At 72.7% G+C, this 14,946-nt stretch carries 12 protein-coding genes; 7 read left to right on the forward strand and 5 right to left on the reverse strand.

The window, feature by feature from the left end; translation table 11 throughout:
• Positions 1 to 31: 31 nt before the first annotated feature.
• Positions 32 to 787, reverse strand: coding sequence for a GAF and ANTAR domain-containing protein (locus tag BLS21_RS08405; RefSeq protein ID WP_091216311.1), 756 nt, complete (start codon positions 785 to 787; stop codon positions 32 to 34).
• 341 nt (positions 788 to 1,128) lie between these two features.
• Between BLS21_RS08405 and BLS21_RS08410 the strand changes: the two genes are divergently transcribed.
• Positions 1,129 to 1,845, forward strand: coding sequence for a Crp/Fnr family transcriptional regulator (locus tag BLS21_RS08410; RefSeq protein ID WP_091216314.1), 717 nt, complete (start codon positions 1,129 to 1,131; stop codon positions 1,843 to 1,845).
• Positions 1,846 to 1,942: 97 nt separating this feature from the next.
• Here BLS21_RS08410 and BLS21_RS08415 read toward each other — a convergent pair whose 3' ends face one another.
• Together BLS21_RS08415 and BLS21_RS08420 are read right to left on the reverse strand one after the other, a co-directional pair.
• Complete coding sequence (locus BLS21_RS08415) at positions 1,943 to 4,057, reverse strand: putative bifunctional diguanylate cyclase/phosphodiesterase (protein ID WP_175479492.1); 2,115 nt, start codon at positions 4,055 to 4,057, stop codon at positions 1,943 to 1,945.
• Positions 4,058 to 4,256: 199 nt separating this feature from the next.
• The gene (locus tag BLS21_RS08420) at positions 4,257 to 4,487 is read right to left on the reverse strand and encodes a hypothetical protein (protein ID WP_091216319.1); all 231 of its coding nucleotides are present in this window, start codon (positions 4,485 to 4,487) and stop codon (positions 4,257 to 4,259) included.
• A 701-nt stretch (positions 4,488 to 5,188) separates the two neighbouring features.
• Between BLS21_RS08420 and BLS21_RS08425 the strand changes: the two genes are divergently transcribed.
• Positions 5,189 to 5,884: a GAF and ANTAR domain-containing protein gene (locus BLS21_RS08425; RefSeq protein ID WP_175479493.1), complete on the forward strand. Its 696-nt coding sequence runs from the start codon at positions 5,189 to 5,191 to the stop codon at positions 5,882 to 5,884.
• Positions 5,885 to 7,080: 1,196 nt separating this feature from the next.
• Here BLS21_RS08425 and BLS21_RS08435 read toward each other — a convergent pair.
• Positions 7,081 to 7,671 (reverse strand): PP2C family protein-serine/threonine phosphatase, encoded by a 591-nt coding sequence (locus BLS21_RS08435; RefSeq protein WP_281241922.1) that lies wholly within the window; start codon positions 7,669 to 7,671, stop codon positions 7,081 to 7,083.
• A gap of 190 nt (positions 7,672 to 7,861) precedes the next feature.
• On the opposite strand from BLS21_RS08435, the gene BLS21_RS25840 reads away from it, so the two are divergent.
• The 3 genes from BLS21_RS25840 (at position 7,862) to BLS21_RS08450 (ending at position 9,800) form a co-directional block, all read left to right on the forward strand.
• Positions 7,862 to 8,272 (forward strand): Lsr2 dimerization domain-containing protein, encoded by a 411-nt coding sequence (locus BLS21_RS25840; protein WP_245700173.1) that lies wholly within the window; start codon positions 7,862 to 7,864, stop codon positions 8,270 to 8,272.
• A gap of 198 nt (positions 8,273 to 8,470) precedes the next feature.
• Positions 8,471 to 8,908 (forward strand): hypothetical protein, encoded by a 438-nt coding sequence (locus BLS21_RS08445; protein ID WP_245700175.1) that lies wholly within the window; start codon positions 8,471 to 8,473, stop codon positions 8,906 to 8,908.
• A 193-nt stretch (positions 8,909 to 9,101) separates the two neighbouring features.
• On the forward strand, positions 9,102 to 9,800 hold the full coding sequence (locus tag BLS21_RS08450) for a SixA phosphatase family protein (protein ID WP_245700177.1): 699 nt from the start codon (positions 9,102 to 9,104) through the stop codon (positions 9,798 to 9,800).
• A 945-nt stretch (positions 9,801 to 10,745) separates the two neighbouring features.
• Here BLS21_RS08450 and BLS21_RS08455 read toward each other — a convergent pair.
• Complete coding sequence (locus BLS21_RS08455) at positions 10,746 to 11,831, reverse strand: FUSC family protein (RefSeq protein ID WP_091216331.1); 1,086 nt, start codon at positions 11,829 to 11,831, stop codon at positions 10,746 to 10,748.
• A 474-nt stretch (positions 11,832 to 12,305) separates the two neighbouring features.
• Here BLS21_RS08455 and BLS21_RS08460 point away from each other — a divergent pair, with 474 nt between their 5' ends.
• Together BLS21_RS08460 and BLS21_RS08465 are read left to right on the forward strand one after the other, a co-directional pair.
• Entirely contained in the window at positions 12,306 to 13,499 is a 1,194-nt protein-coding gene (locus BLS21_RS08460) for a DUF3500 domain-containing protein (RefSeq protein ID WP_091216333.1), read from the forward strand.
• A gap of 1 nt (position 13,500) precedes the next feature.
• Positions 13,501 to 14,916: a HupE/UreJ family protein gene (locus BLS21_RS08465; protein WP_091216336.1), complete on the forward strand. Its 1,416-nt coding sequence runs from the start codon at positions 13,501 to 13,503 to the stop codon at positions 14,914 to 14,916.
• Positions 14,917 to 14,946: the final 30 nt, after the last annotated feature.

Raw genomic sequence — 14,946 nt, forward strand, 5'->3', positions numbered from 1 at the left:
GCCACGGCCGATGCGTGCGGCGGCCCGGCGCTCAGCTGCCGCCGTCGGCTGGTGGCCGGCGGATCGGGGGCGCGGCGGGGAGCTCGCCGGTGAGCACCAGGTCCTCGGCGATGTCGCGCACCTTGCGGTTGGTGTGCATCGAGGCCTCGGCCAACAGCCGGAACGCCTGCTGGGCGGTGAGCCTGTACCGCTCGACGAGGATGCCCTTGGCCTGTTCGATGACCGAGCGGAACTCCATCGCCTTCTGCATGTTCTCGGCCAGTTCCCGGGCGTCCTGCAGGGCGTCCATGTTGGTCAGCGCAGCACCGGCGTAGGCGGCGAACTCGGCCAGGGCGGACCGGTCGTCGTCGCCGAAGGCCCGCGCGGTGCGCGCATACACGTTCAGCCCCGCGCTCAGGTGCGGCGCGGGCACCGGCGCGGCCAGCGAGCTCAACGCGCCGTGCTCGAGGAAGACCGGCACGTACTCCGGCCACCGGTCCTCGGCGCGGGCGTCGAGGATCTCGGTGAACTGGCCACTCATCGCGGCGTCCAGGCACGGGCCGTAGCCGCGCTCGTACTGCGTCTCGTCGAGCTCCTCGGCCAGCCGGCCGGTGAAGGCCGCCGTGGTCGGGCTCCCGTCGCGCATCAGCGTGATCGACACGTCAGCGGCCCCCGGCAGCGCCTGCTGGACCAGCTCGACGATCCGCCGCAGCACCGACGGCGGAGTGTGGTCGGCCAGCAGCAGCCGGCCGAGTTCGTCCAGCGCCGCCCGCGTGCGCGGGCTCGAGCGATCCGTGGGACCGGCCATGCGCCTGGTCCTCTCCACTTCGGCTGGTCGGCCGCGGAGACTCCGGACCACCCCAGCGCCGGCGGCGAGAGCACCCGTGGCTGGAGCGTCACACCGCCGCCGTGCGCCGCCGGTCACGCCGCTTCCACGGCACACCCCACGGCAATGTGCACGGTACCCGACATTGGCGCGGAGGGCAGGGGGCGTCCTGCCCTGGCGCCCGGTGCCCGGCCGCGCCAGGATGGTGATGCCCGCTGTGCAAGGGTGCAGCCTCCGCCCGAGCGCGTCGACCCCGGACAGGGATCAGGATGCCGCCGGCAGGTCCGGGCACACCCCTCGGACGGCACCGGAGGCACACCACCGTGGCGAGCGACCTCGACCTGGCCCGCCGCAACACCGTCCTCGGCGGTCTGGACGAGGGCGCCCTGGCCGCCCTGCTCCCCGACCTGACGGAGACTCCGCTGCCCGCCGGGCAGGTGCTGCACGAACCCGGACAGGCCGTCGGTGAGGTGTACTTCCCGCTGGCCGGCGTGGTCTCCGTCCTCGCCGACCTCGGCGACGACCAGACCGTGGAGATCGCCACCATCGGCCGGGAAGGCGTGGTCGGCATCTCGGTCTACCTCGGCGCCGCCGCTCCCAGCGAACGTTTCCTCGTACAGGTCCCGGGACGGGCCCTGCGCATGGCGGCCCAGGACCTCCGCCCGCACCTCGCCGACGTCGACGACCCGCTCACCGCCATGCTGCGGCGCTCGGCGCAGGCGTTGTTCACCCAGGTCTCCCGCAACGCCGCCTGCAACCGGGTCCACACCGCGCGCCAGCGCGCCGCCCGCTGGCTGCTCACGACCGCCGACCGGATGGACAGCCCGCGCTTCGAGCTCACCCAGCACTTCCTCGCCCAGATGCTCGCCCTGCGCCGCACCTCGGTGAGCGAGGTCGCCCAGTCCCTGGCCGAGGACGGCTGCATCACCTACAGCCGCGGCCGCATCACTCTCACCGATCGGCCACGCCTGCAGGCGCACGCCTGCAACTGCTACGAGGCGATCCGCCGAGCCACCGACGCCGCGCTCTCGGCGCGCTAGCTGCAGTGTCCACGAGCGTTGTTGACGGTCGGCCGCCGATGACGCCGGGGTTGCGGCATCGCCCCGGTGGTCCGTTGCTGCCGTAGACCCGGGGCTGCTACTCACCACGGGCCGGTGGGGGCTGATCGCCGACGCCATGTGCGGCGAGCCAGTCGACGACGTGGTCGGCCGGCATCGGGGCGGAGAGCAGGTGTCCCTGGCCGTGGCGGCAGCCGGCGGCCCGGGCGCGGGCCAGCTGCTGTGGCGTCCGGATGCCTTGGGCGAGGGCGTCGGCGCCCATCGCGGTGGCCAGGGCGACGAGTGCCGCCAGGGCGCCACGCCGGGCGCCGATAGCGGGTTCCGGCTCGTCGGCGAGCAGGCCGGGGTCCAGCTTGAGGGTGGTGATCGGCAGGGTGAGCAGCCGGCCGAGCGGTGCACCGCCCGTGCCGAAGTTGTCCATGAACAGGCCCACGCCCTGCGCGTGCAGCTGGTGGAGCTGGTCGGCGATCCGTCCCGGGTCCTCGGCCAGGGCGGATTCGGCCAGTTCCAGGCCGAGCCGGGAGGCCGGCAGCCCGGAGGCGGTCAGGGCCGCGGTGACGTCGTCGGCCAGCGACACGGCGCAGGACAGCCGGGGGTGGATGTCGACGGTCACCAGGGCCGGCCGTCCGGCGGCGGCCCACCGCGCGGCCGCGGTGGTGGCGGTGGTGAGCGCCCAGCGGGTGAGCGGGCCGAGCAGGCCGGCCTCCTCCGCGAGGGGGAGGAAGTCCTCCGGTGCCAGCATCCCCTGCTCGGGGTGGTCCCAGCGCAGCAGCGCCTCGCACCCGGCCACCGCACCGGACCGCAGGTCCAGGAAGGGCTGGTAGTGCAGCCGCAGCTGGTCCTCCGCGATCGCCCGGTCCAGACCGGCTCCGGCGCGCGGGCGGTGCCGCGCCGACTGCGGCAATCCCCGGACGGGGACGTGGGAGCGGTCGCGGCCGCCGGTCTTGGCCGCGTACATCGCCGTGTCGGCCGCGCGGATCAGCTGCTCGGGGGTCTGGTGCTCGGTGTCGGAGGTGGTGATCCCGATGCTGGCCGTCAGCGACAGCTGCGCGTCGCCGAGCACGAACGGAGAGTCGAACGCCGTCTGCATCCGCTCGGCCAGCGCGACGCCGCCCGCGGGGTCGCAGTCGTGGGCCAGGACCACGAACTCGTCCCCGCCCAGCCTGCCGACGACGTCGTCCCCGCGGGTGCGGGCGCTCAGCCGGGCGGCGACGTGGCGCAGCAGCTCATCGCCGGCCTCGTGGCCGAGGGAGTCGTTGACGGCCTTGAAGCCGTCGAGGTCCATGAACAGCACCGTGACCGGCCCGCGACCCGGCCGCCGCAGCGCCCGGGCGATGAGCTCGTGCAGATAGGCGCGGTTGGGCAGGTCGGTCAGGTGGTCGTGCCGGGCCCGCCACAGCGCGGCCTCCTCGGCCTGCACCCGGTGGGTGATGTCGGTGTGGGTGACCACCATCCGCCCGGCGTCGTCGACCCGGGAGGCCTGCACGTGGAACCAGACCAGGCTGCCCTCGACCGGGACCGCGCAGTCGTGGGCGAAGGCGTCCTCGGTGCCCGCGGCGAGCGCCTCGAGCCCCCGGTGGATGGTCCGGGCGTCGAAGGGGGTGACGTGCCGCAGCGCGGCGTCGTGGTAGCTGGTGCCCGGGGCGCGCAACTCCCGGGCCTCGCCCTTGCGCTCGCCGAAGGCGAACCACTGCCGGTTGGTGGCCAGGATCGTGCCGTCGGCGTCCAGCAGCACGGTGGCGGCGGGGGAGACCTCCAGCGCGGCCCGCAGCAGCTCGGTGCGCGCCGCCTGCTCCTGAGCCATCCGGCGGAGGTCGTCCGCGTCCCGGAAGAAGACCGACAGCCCGGTGGCGTCGGTAAAAGCGCGGACCTCGAACCACCGCCGCCACCGCGCCTCGAGGGTGAACAGGCTCACCGGCGCGCGATGCTCGACGGCCTCGTGCAGCGCCTCGTACAGGTCACGGTCGACCCAGTCCGGGAACACGTCCCAGACGCTCCGGCCGACCAGGTCGGACGCGGGGTGGCCCAGCAGCCGCTCGGCGGCGGCGTTGACGAGGGTGAAGCGCCACTCGCGGTCGACCCGGCAGACCGCGTCGGTGGTCGAGGTCAGGGCGGCGGCCTGCGCCCGAGCGGTCCGCAGGGGTGCGTCCCAGGAGATCTGCCAGTCGTCTTCGCCGTCGGCCGCGTCGTGCACCGTGTCGCTCCTGAGTTCACCGAGGTCGCCGGGGATGTCGCGTGGGTGGCGTCGGCCCTCCCGACCGGCACCGGTCCAAGGCAGGTTCATCCGGACGTTCCCGCCATTGCAATGGTGGCGGAGCGGTGTCCCCGAGTGGCCCAGTCAGGGATACCTCTCTGCCACCGGATCGGAGCAGGGTCCTTGCACGCGGGTCGCGTCAGCGGCAAGGCCGCCCGCTCAGGAGCGTGTCGGTCTCATCGGACCGGTTCGCCGGATGGGCATGCACGCCAGTGAGCTGCCGGACCGCTCGCCACTGGCCTGGTGCCCAGGCACGGGTCAGCAGGCCGTCCTCCGACAGCGCGACCAGGGGTCCGCTCTCCGTTGTCAGCAGCCCGGCCTCGATCGTCTCGTCCTCGCGGTCGGTGACCTGCACCGTCCAGATCGGCATCCCGTGCTCCCCGGCTTGCGGCGCCGCTTCTCGGCGCCTGGTCCCAGCAGACAACGGGGCTCGGTGGGAAGTGGCAATCGCACCTGGGCGCGTCATCGCTGTGCGTCAACGGAACGGCATAGGACGAAATGAGGGAGGTCAGGATCGGGGCCCACCCCTGTCTCCCCGTGGCCCACCTGGGCTCTGGCCTCGTACCATTCCGAGGGTGAGCAGCGCTACCTGGCGAAGCACCTTCGGACAGGCGTTACCTCACGTGGGTCTGGGGCCGGCTCCCTTTCGGTGCACCGTCAGCCGAGGAGTAGCACAGCTCACAGTCCGTTGGAACCAAGTGCCCTGAAGCGGATACATCGACAGGCAGAGGAGCCGGTCACTGCGCAGAGCGGGTGACGGGAGTCGAACCCGCATGGTGAGCCTGAGCAGATGGTGCTCGAGGCCGTGGTGGGCGTCGACTCGGTGACGGGCACCGGCGCACAGCCAAGGCGCGTAGGCTCAGCGCGACGCCGGGCGCAGCCCGGGCGTCCATGTTGCGTCACACAGCGGCGTAACGCATTGCGGAACCCACCTTGGGGTTCGCCGCCGAGGTCACGCCCCGGTATCAATCAGACCGGAGGCCCGCGGTGGCCCGCAGCGAGAACCAACGATCCACCGAAGCCGAAAAAGCACTGGACCACCTGGGCCAGCGGTCCTTGCGGGAACTCTCCATGGAGAGCCTGCTGCAATCGATGGCCGACCTCACCAAGCGGGTCATGCCCGGCGACCCCGAGGCATCGGTCACGCTGCTGATCAAGGACCAGCCGAGCACCGTCGTCGACACCGGGCCATTGGCCCTCGGCCTCGATGAGGTCCAGTACGAACGCGGGGACGGGCCGTGTCTGCACACCGCCCGCAACGGCGTCCTCGTCGAGATCGGCGACACGCGCGCGGACAGCCGGTGGCCGGACTACGCCCGGTACGTCGCCGAACACGGCGTCCTCAGCATGCTGGCCGTTCCCCTCCTGCTCGCCGGGGAGGAGCAGGTCGCGGGATCGCTGAACGTCTACGCCCGCAGGCCGGACGCCTTCGACGAGGCCAGCCGGGCGGTGGCCACCGGGTTCGCCCCCTACGCGGCGGTCGCCGCCGGAACCGTCCAGGCGTACCGCAGCGCCCGGACGACGGCCGACAACCTCCAGATCGCGCTCGAGTCCCGAGCGGTCATCGAGCAGGCCAAGGGCATCCTGATCGAGCGCCACAAGCTGACCCCCGACCAGGCCTTCGACGCCCTCGCCACCGTTTCCATGAGCAGGAACGTCAAGGTCCGCGACATCGCCGAGCACCTGGTCCGCACCGGTGAACTTCCACTCGTCCGGACCCGGTCCTCGCAGTCCGCTGCCCGGGCGGTCCAGCAGCGAGACCAGTAGCGTTTCCTCGTAGGTCCCTATGCAGCCGCGGCGGCCACCCGGGGGGCGTGCCGCGGTCAGGCCCCGCCACTCCTAACCGCGGGGTGGCGGGGCCGCCTTCCTCACTGAGGAGGGAAACGTCGCGATGCCACACCCTGCCCTCGATCCGTCAGGTCCGCCCGGGCGCAGGGTCAGGCCTCGAGATCTCCGGGTGCCAGCGGTCGTGTCCGGTGCCGCCTGCGGCAGGCGGAGGACGGAGGGCGACCGCCGCGCCCATTCGGGCGCCACCGCCCCCAGCTCCGGTGCCACCACCCAGCTCAGTCCCGTGCTTTCGGCGGCATGACACCGGTGGCGTGCGGGCGCTCGTCCTCACACTGGAACAGGACGTAGAGCCACACGAGCGACGGAACCAGCAGCACGGCACCGACAGCGAGGCTGATCAGGACGGCGTCCCGCACTGCGTCCCGCACGGCGTCGGGTGCGGCGGCGTCCTCGACGGTGATCCCTGGCCCGAGGATGTATGGGTACCGGGACGAGGCCCGGCCACGAGCAGCAGGGTGATGCGGCGTCGGCGGCCTGCTGCAGGCGGCGGCCGCGCACCGCGTCATGGGTGCTCACCGCGCCGGCCTGGCCGCCAGTGGAAGACGCTGGCGGTGGCCGTCGTCGCGGTGGCGGTGCTGCTGGCCGGCCTGACCCACGCGCTGTACTCCTGGGGCGCCGCGCGGGGGATGCGCCGGGACTGCCCTCCCGTCCGGTCATGGGCGCGGTCTTCGGCATCGGCGGCGTCCTGCTGCTCACCGGCGCGCATCCTCTCCTCCTGGCAGAACTTCGCGGCCGTGGCCTCCCCGGCCCTCGTGCGATGTTCCTCGGCTACGTGCGGTTCGGCGGGGCCTGGCCGCCGTCCCTGCGAGCACCGCCACCACGCTGTCCCTGATCGAGCCGCCGTCGCCGCGATCATCGCCGTCCTCGTTTGCACGAGGCGCTGCCCGCGCTGGGCTGGGGGGCGTGGCGATTCTGCTCGCCAGCGTGGTGCTGCCAACCGCCCAGAGCCGGCCGAAGTCGGACACGGCGAGCACTCCCTCGGTGGTGCCGTCGCCCGCGGCCCACCCCGTCCCGTAGGCCGCCTTCGAGGACGCCTTACCGGCGTCGGCCAGATGGCGGATTCTCGGACGTCAGGCGCCATGGTCCTGTCGGTGGTCCGGGGCGACTCCGCCAGATCAGGGCAGGACCTGGCGCTCTCCGCCGGTGCGCCACTCCAGGACGACAATGCTGGCGTCGTCCTGCAGCTGGTCGGCCTGGTGGTCGAGGACGTGGCGCATCAGGCGGCGGACCATCTCCGGGGCGGGCTGGCCGGCTGCCGCGGCGGCGCTGATGAAGTCGGCCAGCCGCTGCTCGCCGAAGAACTCCCCGGCCGGAGAGCGGGCCTCGGTGATGCCGTCGGTGTAGAGCAGCAGCCGGTCGCCCGGTTCCAGCCGGGTCTCGCAGCAGACCGGCTTGTCCTCCTGCAGGCCCAGCGGCCGGGCCGGTGGGCAACGCGGGAGCCGCACCAGCGACGAAGCGCGCAGGATCAGCGGGGCGGGGTGGCCGGCGTTGATCCACCGCAGCCGGCCGGTGCCGATGTCGAAGCGGGCCAGGACGGCGGTGGCGAACCGGCTGCCACCGAGCTGGCCGGCGATGGCCCCGTTGACCTCAGCGGCGATGTCGGGCAGGTCCAGTGCGTTGCGGCGGGCGTGCCGGTAGGCGCTGATCGCCACGCTGGCCAGCACCGCAGCCGGCAGCCCGTGCCCGACCGAGTCGATGACCAGCAGCTCGGCGGTGTCGCCGTTGACCGCGTAGGTTCAGTGCCCGGCAATGCCCTGGTCGGTCATGAGCCGTCGCCTTCCAGGCAGCCGCTGTTCGTCTCGCCCGACGGCGAACGTCGCCGAGGTCTGCTCATCCTCGCCCTTGCGGGGTTCCATTCGGTTGACAACCGGTCCGCGCTCCTAATCTCTTTGCTCCATGGCTACGAAGACTCAGGCTGTTCTGGTCGATGACCTCACCGGTGACCCGGCCGACACGACCGTGAAGTTCGCTTCGGACAAGACCGAGTACCAGATCGATCTGTCGCACGAGAACGCGGCGAAAATGCGGGAAGGACTATCGGTCCCCCGACTGCTCACGCACCAGTGCTACACCGATCACCCGCCGTACGCGAGATTCAGCGCTGCCAGTCCTCCGCACCGGCCGGTGTGCGTAAGCGGTTCGGTGTCCCCGGCGCAGACATGTGAACAACCGGGTGTCCCTCAAGCCGCCATCAGAGACACCGCGGTGGAGGGCAGTCGGCGGCTGGGGCGACCAACTTACGACCAACAAATCACCGTCAACGGCAGGCACCAACCAAAGGTGGCGGACGGTCGGTTCACGCGCTGACCTGCATATCCATCATTGATCAACGGTTGCGACGACGCAGAGATCAACTCGTAGGGTTCAACAGGGGCTCTCGGTTCGGTGGGCTGGGCGGCGTCCTCGGCGTGGCAGTGCAGGACGAGGCCTTCGGGTGACGATGTCGCGGTGACGAAGCGGGAGCGCATCGACCGGGACCTTCTGCATCGCCGCGCTCAGGTTGCGGTGCCGTCCGGTCTGGCTCGGGGCGACGACGTCGACGACCTGATGGCAGCCGCGGCTCCCAGCCACGTGCCCGGCTGGTTCACCCCGGATGTGGCTCTGCTCGAGCTGGCCGTCACGGCGCTCGATCTCGCGTGCCCGGCCGGCGCCGGGCCGCTGGAGTACGAGGGGCTGCGCGAGCGCTACCTGCCGGAGGTGACGTTCCGCGGCCGGGTCGAGCACCGCAACACCCAGTACGCCCTCTACGCCGCCGCCTGCATGCACGGCGGCCTGCAGCCCGATCTGCTCAGCGACGCCGGCTGGTGGCAGACCCCGCTGTGGCAGTACGCAGTGTTCGCCGTCGTCATCTACAGCCGGGCCGCGGCTGAGCGCCTGACGGTGCCGGTGGGCGAGGTGGCCCGGCAGATCGCCGCCCGGCACGGCCTCGAGCTCACCGCGTGACCAGTTCGGGTCCCGGGGAGGGGCGACCACAGGCCTCCACGTGGCCGTAGAGAGCCGGCTCGCGTCACCGATCCATGACCAATGGAGCGGAGAACAGGGGTCTCCAGGGCCTGGAACGGGCCGTCCGGAGGGTCCTCCAGACCTTCGCCAAAGGCCTGACAGGCGGGCTGACCTGCGGAAATGCATTCAGCGGGTGACCGGAATCGAACCCGCATGGCCAGCCTGGAAGGTGTCTCGAGCCCCCACGGGCGGCAGCGGAGCTCGCGTCGATCCTCGGCGTCGCAGGGTCGAGGACGCCGGCCGGCCGCGCCCGGCGCCCGAGGCTCTGGCGCCGGCGCTCTGTCGCCCGGCTGAGCAAGGCGCGGATGGGTGCCAGACTCGGCCGGTGCAGCCGCGGCGTCTCCTGCTGATCCGCCATGCCAAGGCCGCCGGCGGCCCGGTCGACCGGGAGCGGCCACTGACTGCCGACGGCGTGCGGCAGGCCGCGGCGCTCGGGGCCTGGCTGGAGCACGCCGGTCTGGTGCCTGACCGGGTGCTGGTGTCCCCGGCCCGCCGCGCGGTACAGACCTGGGAGCAGGTCGGCGCCGCACTGTCGACGGGAGTGCAGCCGATCGGCGACGCGCGGATTCACGACAACACCGTCGATGCGCTGCTCGCGGCGATCCGGGAGACCCCGGAGGACGCGCTGTCGGTGGCCGTCGTCGGGCACAACCCCTCGATCGGTGAGCTGGCGGGCGTCCTCGACGATGGTCGGGGCGATCCGGTGGCGCGACGTGGCGTCGAGTCCGGGGTTCCGGCCGCAGGTGTGGCGGTGTTCGACCTCGCCGTGCCCTTCGCCGCCGTCGCGCCGGGCGTGGCGACGCTGAGGAACTTCCGGGTGCCCGGCGACTGAAGGGGACACCCCTTGATTGCCTCGAGGGCAAGGCGCGGAATCAAGCAAACTGACCTGGAGCGCGACGGCTGCTGACGGCGCCGGAACCAGCGCTTGCCGCCGAGGCAGCGAGTGAGGGCGTCGGTCATGGCCTGTCGAGAGGGCCGAACCGAAGCGGTGTGCCGCCGGAATCTCTTGAGGGCCGTCTACACGGACACCATCGGACGTGCTCGCGGTGGTCGGTGCGAGCGGCGTCCGGCCAGCAAGCGACCGTCACGTGTCCAACGTCGCCGCTATGACCGAAGAGCTGCGGCGCGGAAGAAGCCTGCAGCCGCCGGCTGAGGCCACAGTCAGCGCCGACGACGAGTGCTGAGAGCTGGCCGGCGTGGTGGCAGTTCTGGTTGCAGTTGGTCGCGTTCGCGGCTATTCGTAGCCGTGCGCGGCCGTATTTGTCCGCTGGTCACACGGGTTACGGAACTGTGGCGAACCGCCATGAACGCGATCATGACGGCCTGGCAGTGTGAGAACCGGGGAGCTCGCGCCGCTTATGTCCAGGTGTCCGAGGGGGGACTTGGGCACCGCGAAGTGGGAGCCGTCCCACCAAACGCCGTCCCGGTGGGGGAGGGGCGCGGTGTGCGCGGCTTCGTGGACATGTTTGGAACGTAGCGCGACCTGCGGACAGAGCCGAGATCGTCGCTCTGCCGCAGCCTCTCGGGCGCGCTCCGCAAGGCGCTGCCCGGGGCGGTACTGCGACCAGCAGCTGCCAGGAGGAGGGAGGGGTGGCGACAGCAGCGAGGTGAGACAGGCCCATGCCAGCCGGCAGGATGCAGCCGATCGGCCGGATGCTCAGCGCGGAGCGGGGCGCCGGGGCGGAGGCCGCCCATACGTGGTTCGCGCGTAGCGCCTCGTTCGGACCATGTTGATCACGTGCTGCCGATGCCCGTCAGCTTCTCTGGTCCCCGGACGTCAGCCGGCGCCACCGGGATCGGTGTCCGGGCGAGGACCCCCGGCGGAGGTCGTGTGGCGTCCGGTCCGCCGGTCGCGTGTCACCAGCGCCACGAGGACTCCGACCGCCACCCCGAGGAGGGTCTCGAGGGCCCGGTCGACCAGCAGCTGTCCGATCGGCTCGGGGCGTGCGAGGTCGACCAGCAGCAGTGCCAGCGGGGTGATCGTCACCAGCGCCGCCCCATAGTGGCGGGCGACCAGCAATTCAGTGATGAGCTGCAACCCGGCGGCGACGAGGATCGTCACGATCGGTGTCAAGGGAAGGGCCAGCAGGAGTGCGGCCACGCCCAAGCCGACCACGGTGCCGAGCACCCGGTGCACGCCGCGCACCACCTGACGGCGCAGCGTGACGGTGGCCAACGGGACGACGGCGGTGGCCATCGCCCAGTACGGGTGGCCAATGCCGGTGGCGGTGGCGAGCCCGCCGGCCAGGAGGACGGCGACTGCGCACCGGACGGCATGGATCCGCTGCCGGTGCAGCGGGGGATCGGCGGGCGCAGGTCCGCTCGCGGGCGCACCGAAGCGGGCCGGCTCGAGCGCGGCCAGCAGCACGGCGAAGGCGGCGGTGCCGGCGGCCACAGCTGTCGCCGACACCACAACGGAGGGTGCGCCGAGGGGTACCGCGGCGCAGGCGGCCACGGCGAAGACGGCGAACATCGGCCCCGGTGGACGCCACCTGAACCGGTCGGAGGCGCGGGCCGCCGCCGACGCCCACAGGGCCGTCACAGGCACCGCCAGCCATGCACGGTCGGCACTGAGGGCGACGGCGGCGCCGGAGGCCACCGCCGCGGTGAGCACCAGCCCGACCGCCGCCTGGGTGCGCACCCGGGCGGTCCTCGTCACCCCGCGGGCGTAGACGGCGGTGAAGGCGCCGAAAGTCGCGTACAGCGACCACTCCGGCCGGCCCGCCGCCCACAGCAGGAGCAACGGAACGGCGATGGAGAGCCCGGCGCGCACGGCGGTCGGGGTGGTGGCGGACTGGGGCGTGACCTCGGTCAGGCGGGCGACGGCTCCGCGCCACCGGGACGCGGCCGGGTCGGAGGTCACGGGGAGAGGATGACCGTCGGCGAACCGGCGAATGGTCGCGGGCCCTCCAGCTCCTGCCTCGGACGGCGTCCAGGGGACTCGCTGACGTGCGCGCGTCCTCGGTGGAGATGACACCAGCAGCTGCGTCACCGTCCCGACGCCGGCGAGGAACGTCCTCCATCACGGTGGTCCGCTGTCGACCGACGGTCTGAGCGGCAACATGGTGTGTCGCGCGGTGCTCGGCTGACCCGGGGGACGGGTCGCGCCGCTTGGGGGCGCGCTCAGACCCACGCCGTCGGTCGCGTCGATGCCAGCAACTGCCATCCGGCGGCACGGCCGGACGTCCTCCTGAGCGGACGTGCGGTGCTAAGCGTCGGGCGGACCGTGGCCGACGACGCTGCCGGCCCCGTGGACTACTGCGAGCGCAGTACGCCGCCCGGGGAAGCCTGCGCGGGGACGACGCCGTGAGTGCCCGCCGGCGGGGAGGCTGCCGCTGTGAACTCCCGTGTCTCCACCACCAGCATCGCCGCGAGCGCGGCCGTGCTGCTGTCCCTGGGTCTCGTCGGCTGCCGCTCGGACGACAGCAGCGACTCGTCCTCGTCCTCCTCCGCGTCCGCGTCGTCGTCGGGGTCGTCCACCTCCACGCCGGGGTCGGGCGACGTCGTCGCCCTGGCCGAGGCGTTCGTGGCCACCCTGGACGAGGACCAGGCAGAGGCGCTGCAGCAGGACTACACGTTCGAGAACGCCACCAACTGGTCCAACTTCCCCAACGCCCTGCTGACCGGCGACTTCGGCTTCCCGGGCGGCGGGGCACCCAGCGGTGGCCCGCCCAGCGGTGGCCCGCCCACCGGCGGCGGCGCGGGCTCGACCGGCAGCACCGGCCGGGTGGGCCTGCAGACCGACAGCCTCACCGACCAGCAGTGGTCAGCCCTGGAGGACCTGCTCGCGGGCGTCACCGGCAGCGCGGCGAACGAGGGCTTCGACGAGATCCTGCAGCACCTCGCGGCCGACGACTACCTCACCGACAACGGCGGTGGCGACGACTACGGCAGGGGCGACTACTTCATCGCCTTCCTCGGTGAGCCCAGCGACTCCGGCACCTGGGAGCTGCAGTTCGGCGGCCACCACCTGGCCGTGGCCAACACCTACGTCGACGGGGCACTGGCCGGCGCCACGCCGTCCTTCCGCGGCATCGAGCCGTTCGAGACCGTCGAGCAGGACGGCGAGACGGTGCAGCCCGAGCAGCAGGAGCAGGCCGCGTTCGCCGCGCTGCTGGCGTCGCTCAGCGAGGAGCAGCTGTCCACCGCGCGGCTCTCGGAGACCTACGGCGACATCCTGCTCGGCCCCGGCAACGACTGGGCGTTCCCGGAGACCTCGGAGGGCCTGGTCGGCTCGGAGCTCGACGACGAGCAGAAGGCGCTGCTGCTGGCCGCGATCGCCACCTACGTCGGTGACGTCGACGACGCGAACGCGGAGTCCATCCTCGCCGGGTACGAGAGCGAGCTGGACGACACCTACGTCGCCTTCTCGGGCAACAGCTCGATCAGCGAGGTCGGGGACTACATCCGCATCGACGGTCCGTCGGTGTGGATCGAGTTCTCCCTGCAGAACGGCATCGTCCTGGAGGGCGCGCACCCGCACGCGGTGTGGCGGGACAAGCAGTCCGACTACGCCGGTCTGACCTCCTGAGATGACGGTGACCTCGGCCCGGACCCCGCGCCGTCCCCTGCGCGGGGTCCGGGCCGGGGCCCTCGGGCGGCGGGCGGCCGGCGCCGTCCTGCTGGCCGCCGTGGCCCTGCTGTCCTCCGCCGGCCCCACCTGGGCACACGTGGTCCCCTCCACCGTGCTGCAGCTCGACGTGCACAGCGACCGGGTGGACGGCGACCTGCTGGTGCCGGCGACCGATCTGGCGGCCGCCAGCGGGCTGTCCCTCGTCGGTGCGGACGGCGCCAGCCTGCCCGTGGACGCGGACACCGCCGGCGCCGTGGTCGACTACCTGACCGACCACGTCGCGGTTACCTCCGACGCCGGCGACTGGGATGTCCAGGTCACCGATGTCGCGGTCACCACGACCGAGCAGTACGGCACCGGGAGCTTCCCCGCGGTGACCGCCGACGTCGTCCTCACGCCGCCGGCCGGCGCCGACGTGCACCGCTTCGAGCTGGACTACGACGCCGTGGTGCACCAGGTCATCACCGCCGACGTCTACGTGGTGCTGCGCAGCGACGACACCGGCGCGGTCCCGGCCGGGAACCTGCCGGCCACCCTCGGCGCGGTGGCCGTGGACACGGTGACCGGCGCGATCCCCGCGCTGCAAGTGGACCTGACCGGCAACACGGCGAGCGGCACTCAGGCCGGATTCCGCGGCATGGTGGCCCTCGGGGTCTCCCACATCGCCGAGGGCACCGACCACCAGCTGTTCCTGCTCACCCTGCTGCTGCCCGCCCCGCTGCTGGCGGCGGCCGCCCGGTGGCAGGGGACCGTCCCGGTACGGCTGGCCATCCGGCGGATCACCGGCACGACGCTGGCGTTCACCCTGGGGCACTCGGTCACCCTCGTCCTGGGTGCGCTGGGGCTCCCGGTGCCCGGCCGCGCCGTGGAGGCCGCGATCGCGGTGAGCATCCTGGTGGCCGCCGCGCACGCCGGCCGGCCGCTGTTCCCCGGCCGGGAGCCGTTGGTCGCCGGCCTGTTCGGTCTCGTCCACGGGCTCGCCTTCTCCGGCACCCTGGCCGAGCTCGACCTCTCCGGCGGTGAGCTGGCGCGCAGCCTGCTGGGGTTCAACGTCGGCATCGAGCTCGTGCAGCTGGCCGTCGTCGTCCTGGTGCTGCCGCCGCTGGTCGTGCTCGCCCGCACCCCGGTCTACCGGCGGTTGCGCGTGGCCGGGGCGGTGCTGACCGGGGTGGCCGCCACCGGGTGGCTGCTGGACCGGCTGGGTGTCGACACCCCGCTGGCCGCGGCGGCCGATGGGCTGGGACCGGCCTCGCCGTGGCTGCCCGGGCTGTTGTGGGTGGCTGCCGTGGTCGTGGTGGCGCGGGGGCGGACCGGGGCCGGTTCCTCCCCGGCGGCGACCGGGCAGGACGTGCCGCTGGTGGGTTCCGCCCGGTGACACCGCACGGCGGGCGCGGTGCGCCCGTAG

Source organism: Geodermatophilus siccatus (genome assembly GCF_900103785.1).
Classification (GTDB): domain Bacteria; phylum Actinomycetota; class Actinomycetes; order Mycobacteriales; family Geodermatophilaceae; genus Geodermatophilus; species Geodermatophilus siccatus.

Coding starts and splice junctions, on each gene's coding strand:
- BLS21_RS08425 (WP_175479493.1), top strand. CDS start 5,189: ATGGAGAGCCTGCTGCAATCGATGGCCGACCTCACCAAGCGGGTCATG.
- BLS21_RS08420 (WP_091216319.1), bottom strand. CDS start 4,487: ATGCCGATCTGGACGGTGCAGGTCACCGACCGCGAGGACGAGACGATC.
- BLS21_RS08405 (WP_091216311.1), bottom strand. CDS start 787: ATGGCCGGTCCCACGGATCGCTCGAGCCCGCGCACGCGGGCGGCGCTG.
- BLS21_RS08465 (WP_091216336.1), top strand. CDS start 13,501: ATGACGGTGACCTCGGCCCGGACCCCGCGCCGTCCCCTGCGCGGGGTC.
- BLS21_RS25840 (WP_245700173.1), top strand. CDS start 7,862: ATGGCTACGAAGACTCAGGCTGTTCTGGTCGATGACCTCACCGGTGAC.